The organism is Actinosynnema sp. (assembly GCF_052038725.1).
Genome location: NZ_JBQGCX010000061.1, coordinates 1 through 4915, shown reverse-complemented (window position 1 = coordinate 4915; position 4915 = coordinate 1). Strand labels below are relative to the sequence as shown.

Here is a 4915-nt window from a genome sequence, read left to right as displayed (position 1 = left end):
TTTACGGGGGGGGCGGTGGGTCCGGGGGCGCGGGGGGTGGGCGGGGGCCCGCCCCTCGCGAAACGAGCAAAACCCAGCGGAGATCAGAACCTGGGGTGGTCCCCGGCCAGCACGGCCCCGGTCTCCCCGGCGGTCACCTCGCCCAGCACCCACGCGGGCACGTGGCGGGCGGTCAGCACCGCCAGGGCGCGGTCGACGTCCTCGGGCGACACCACGGCGACCATGCCGATGCCCATGTTGAACGTCTTCTCCATCTCCTCGCGCTCCACCCGCCCGCGCTGCGCGATCAGCGCGAACACCGGCGCGGGCGTCCAGGTCCCCCGGTCGAGCCGCGCGTGCAGCCCCTCCGGCAGGACGCGCGCCAGGTTGGCCGCCAGCCCGCCACCGGTGACGTGCGCGAACGTCCGCACCTCGGCCTCGGCGGCCAGCGCGAGGCAGTCCTTGGCGTAGATCCGGGTCGGCTCCAGCATCTCCTCGCCGAGGGTCCGCCCGAACTCCTCGACGTGCCCCTCCAGCGGCATCCGCGCGATCTCCAGCAGCACGTGCCGCGCGAGCGAGTACCCGTTGGAGTGCAGCCCGGAGGAGCCCATGGCGATGACGACGTCGCCGTCGCGCACCCGGTCCGGCCCGAGCATGGCGGAGGCCTCGACCACGCCCACGCCGGTGCCGGAGATGTCGTAGTCGCCGTCGGCCATCAGGCCGGGGTGCTCAGCGGTCTCGCCGCCCAGCAGGGCGCACCCGGCCTGCACGCAGCCCTCGGCGATGCCCTTCACGAGCGCCGCGATCCGGTCGGGCACGACCCGCCCGACGGCGATGTAGTCCTGCATGAACAGCGGTTCCGCGCCGCACACGACCAGGTCGTCCACGACCATCGCGACCAGGTCGATGCCGACCGTGTCGTGCTTGTCGAGCGCCTGCGCTACCGCGATCTTGGTGCCCACGCCGTCGGTGGAGGAGGCCAGCACGGGCTCCTTCCAGCGGTCCAGCTTCAGCTGGAACAGGCCGGCGAAGCCGCCGATCCCGCCGAGCACCTCGGGGCGGTGCGCCTTGGCCGCCCACGGCTTGAGCTTCTCCACCGCCTCGTCACCGGCTTCGATGCTCACTCCGGCTGCGGCGTAGGTCGCCTTGGCGCTGTCCGTCACGTCTACAAGCTCCATCTTCAGGGCCTCTGGAGGGCGTCCTCGGCACCGTACCCGTTCGGCAGGACCGGGGTCGCCGAGCCCGCGACACCGCGACCGCCGTCCCCGCGAACGCCTTCGAGCAGGTGCTTGCCGATGAGCGCGTCCTCGGGCAGGGGGATCGGGTACTCGCCGTCGAAGCAGGCCGCGCACAGCCGCGACTTGGGCTGCTCGGTGGCCGAGACGAGCTCCTCCAGCGACACGTAGCCGAGCGAGTCCGAGCCGATCGAGCGGCGGATGCCGTCGTCGTCGAGCCCGTTCGCGATCAGCTCGGCGCGCTAGGCGAAGTCGATGCCGTAGAAGCACGGCCACTTCACGGGCGGCGACGCGATCCGGACGTGCACCTCCAGGGCGCCCGCCTCGCGGAGCATCCGGACGAGGGCGCGCTGGGTGTTGCCGCGCACGATCGAGTCGTCCACGACGACCAGGCGCTTGCCGCGGATGACGTCGCGCAGCGGGTTGAGCTTGAGCCGGATGCCGAGCTGGCGGATGGTCTGCGACGGCTGGATGAACGTGCGGCCGACGTAGGCGTTCTTGACCAGGCCCGACCCGTAGGGGATGCCGGAGGCCTGGGCGTAGCCGATGGCGGCGGGCGTGCCGGACTCGGGCACCGGGATGACCAGGTCGGCCTCGACCGGGTGCTCCTTGGCGAGCCTGCGGCCGATCTCGACGCGGGTGGCGTGCACGCCGCGCCCGGCGATCGAGGTGTCCGGGCGGGCCAGGTACACGTACTCGAAGATGCAGCCCTTGGGCTCGGGGTTGGCGAACCGGCTGGACCGCAGGCCGTTCTCGTCGATGGCGATCAGCTCGCCGGGCTCGACCTCGCGGACGTACGAGGCGCCGACGATGTCGAGCGCGGCGGTCTCGCTGGCCACGACCCAGCCGCGCTCGAGGCGGCCGAGGACCAGCGGGTGCACGCCGTGCGAGTCGCGGGCCGCGTACAGCGTCGACTCGTCCGAGAAGACCAGGCAGAACGCGCCGCGCAGGGTCGGCAGCAGCTTCATGGCCGACTGCTCGATGCCCAGGTCGGCGGCGTCGGCGGCGAGCAGGCCGCACACCAGGTCGGAGTCGGTGGTCGCGCCGTGGCCGGTGTCGAGGCCGGCGGCGACGGCCCGCTCGCGCAGCTCGGCGGTGTTGACCAGGTTGCCGTTGTGGCCGAGCGAGAGGGCCGAGCCGGTCGCGGTGTGCCGGAACGTCGGCTGCGCGTTCTCCCACGTCGTGGAGCCCGTGGTGGAGTAGCGGCAGTGGCCGACGGCGACGTGGCCGCGCAGCGAGGAGAGCACCTGCTCGTCGAACACCTGGGAGACCAGGCCGAGGTCCTTGAAGACCACGACCTGGGACCCGTCGCCGACCGAGATGCCCGCTGCCTCCTGGCCGCGGTGCTGGAGCGCGTAGAGGCCGTAGTAGGTGAGCTTGGAGACTTCCTCACCCGGAGCCCACACGCCGAAGACACCGCATTCCTCGCGGGGTTCTCGATCGGGGTGGTCGGGTTCGGTGCGGCCGGTTGCTGACTGGTCGGTGACCACCGAGTGCTCCCTAGCGACGATGTCGGGCTGCACTCCGAGTGTAAGGCGAACGGGGGGTGAACCACCCCCATCAGCACCCCCGGTACGTGACCAAACGCACCTCAGTCGAGTCGGAGCGCCCGCACCAGGGCGGGATCGCCCTCCGCGCGGAGCGGCAACCTGCCCCACAGCCCGTAGTGGACCAGCTGCGCCTCGCCCGAGACGGTGACGTCGGCCTGCTCGCCCGGTCGGGGGGCGCGGACGTCGGGGACCTCGCCGGGGGTGAGGGTGACCAGCCAGGACTCGGGCAGGTCGGTGAGGGCCACCAGCGCCGTCCCGCGCGCGGTCGGCGGGGAGTCGGTGGCGTGCTTGGCGGCGAGCAGGGTGCCGAGGGACTCGTCGATGCCGTCGGCGGCGAAGTCGGCCGCGAGGCCGGGGGCGCCGGGCACGAGGGTGCGCAGCGCGGCCTGGGCGTCCCAGCGGCGCAGGTCGACCTCGTGGGCGATGCGGCGGTGCCACACCCAGGCCAGGTCGGGCGCGGCGGGGGAGAACGTCCAGGTGGCGCGGTTCGCCGGGACCTGCGGCAGGACCTCGGCGGCGCGGGCGAGCTGCGCGTCGAGGTAGTCGAGCGGCAGGTGGGCGTCCGGCGCGGGCAGCGGGTCCAGGCGGACCTGGCTGCCGGTGCGCAGGTGCTCCACCGAGGTCTCCAGGAAGCGCGCGACGTGCAGGGTCAGCTCGGTGAACGTCCAGCCGGGGCAGGACGGCACCGGCGCCGCCGGGTCGGCGCCGCCGACCGCTTCCCGGAACATCGCCGCCTGCTCGGTGAACACCGCGGTCCACCGCTGCGCGGTCCATCCTCGTGCCACTGTCCGCCTCCCTCGAAGGTCGTGTGCCATCGTGCCCCACCCGGCTTCGCCGGGTGGCGGGAACCGGGGCGGTTCCCGGTGCGTCGCACCCGTGCGGTGCGCTGCTCTCCAGGCCCGACCGGCGGGGTGACCGGCTGGTGGGGCCCGGTGTCGGTCTGGTCCGTCCGGTCGGTTCGTCAGCCGCTCAGCGGGTGAAGGGTGGGGAAGTCGTGTTCGGTGTGCAGCCAGAGTCGTTGCGCTCGGCGTCGAAGCAGTTCCAGGTGGGGGCTGACGCCGCGGGCGACGGCGCCGAGATGGTCTCCATGCTCACCCTCGACGCGGGGGCGCTCGGCGAGGTTCCGGCGGCGGGCGAGTTCGCGGCGGCCGTGGCGAAGTTCGCCTCGGAGCAGGGCGAGGACCTGCGGCGGGGCAGCGCCTGGTACCGGGACGCGGGTGAGGGCCTGGTGGAGAACGCGGAGACCTACGAGCGGGTCGACGACCAGTGGACGGCGAGCTTCAGGAACATCGGCGGAGGGCTGTCGTGATCGATCCCGAGGTGCTCTACGGGAAGTTGGCGTCCGGGAGCGCGAGCGCGGTGGCCGCCGCGGGCGACCCGCTGACCGGCGCGTCGAGCGCGCTGTCGCGGGCGGGCGACGCGGTGCGGTCGGGCGGGTCGACGGCCACGTCGGCGTGGCGCGGCACGTCGGCGACCGGGTTCGGCAAGCGGGCGGACCTGTCGGCGCGGGCGGCCGGGGTCGCGCGGGAGCGGCTCGGGACCGGTGTCGAGGTGATCCGGGCGGCGGCGGAGGCGTACTCGCAGATGCGCGGGGCGGCGGACCAGGCGATCTCCGCGTGGCGCGCCCGGTCCCCCCTGATGACGCCCGCCCAGACGCTCCACCTCGCCGGTCAGGTGAACCAGGCGCTCGAAGGGGTGCGGAACGGTTACGAGAACGCGCTGCGGCAGTACGCGAGCGCCCTCGGGAAGGTGAAGCCGGGCTTCGGCGAGGTGGCCTCCGGTGACGCCGGGTGGGGGGCGGCCGTGGCGGCCGTGCGCTCGCCGCAGGTGCCCGCGCCGGGCAGCGACCCGAAGCAGGTGGCGGCCTGGTGGAAGGGGTTGTCGCAGGAGCAGCGGGACGAGCTGCTGCGGACGAGGTTCCAGGAGCTGGGGCAGCTGCGCGGACTGCCGTCCGAGGTGCTGGACCAGGCCAACCGGGCGCGCATCGCCGACGACGCGCAGCGGTTCGGCGCGGAGCGCGACCGGCTCGACACCGCGATGGAGCAGCGGGCGCGGGAGCTGGGGATCGACGCGTCGACGTCGGACGGGCTGACCAGGCTGCTGAACGACCCCGAGTACGCGCGGATGATGGACGAGCGGCGGGTCGCGGCG

General features: G+C 73.7%; 3 protein-coding genes and 2 pseudogenes. 2 read left to right on the top strand and 3 right to left on the bottom strand.

Annotated features, from left to right (window positions below; all coding sequences use genetic code 11):
* Positions 1-83: 83 nt before the first annotated feature.
* From purM to ACTUAL_RS01205, 3 genes and pseudogenes are all read right to left on the bottom strand, one after another.
* A complete protein-coding gene (gene purM, locus ACTUAL_RS01215) occupies positions 84-1157 on the bottom strand; it encodes a phosphoribosylformylglycinamidine cyclo-ligase (RefSeq protein ID WP_218181782.1) in 1074 nt (357 codons plus the stop codon).
* 2 nt (positions 1158-1159) lie between these two features.
* Positions 1160-2704, bottom strand: a pseudogene (gene purF / locus ACTUAL_RS01210) (amidophosphoribosyltransferase).
* A gap of 101 nt (positions 2705-2805) precedes the next feature.
* Positions 2806-3549 carry a maleylpyruvate isomerase N-terminal domain-containing protein gene (locus ACTUAL_RS01205; protein WP_096497342.1) on the bottom strand — a complete coding sequence of 248 codons (744 nt, stop codon included), beginning with the start codon at positions 3547-3549 and terminating at the stop codon, positions 2806-2808.
* 260 nt (positions 3550-3809) lie between these two features.
* Here ACTUAL_RS01205 and ACTUAL_RS01200 point away from each other — a divergent pair, with 260 nt between their 5' ends.
* Positions 3810-4073 (top strand): hypothetical protein, encoded by a 264-nt coding sequence (locus ACTUAL_RS01200; RefSeq protein WP_440898958.1) that lies wholly within the window; start codon positions 3810-3812, stop codon positions 4071-4073.
* Positions 4070-4915 (top strand): annotated as a pseudogene (locus ACTUAL_RS01195) (alpha/beta hydrolase); the annotation flags it as partial. The gene ACTUAL_RS01200 and the pseudogene ACTUAL_RS01195, both read left to right, overlap by 4 nt.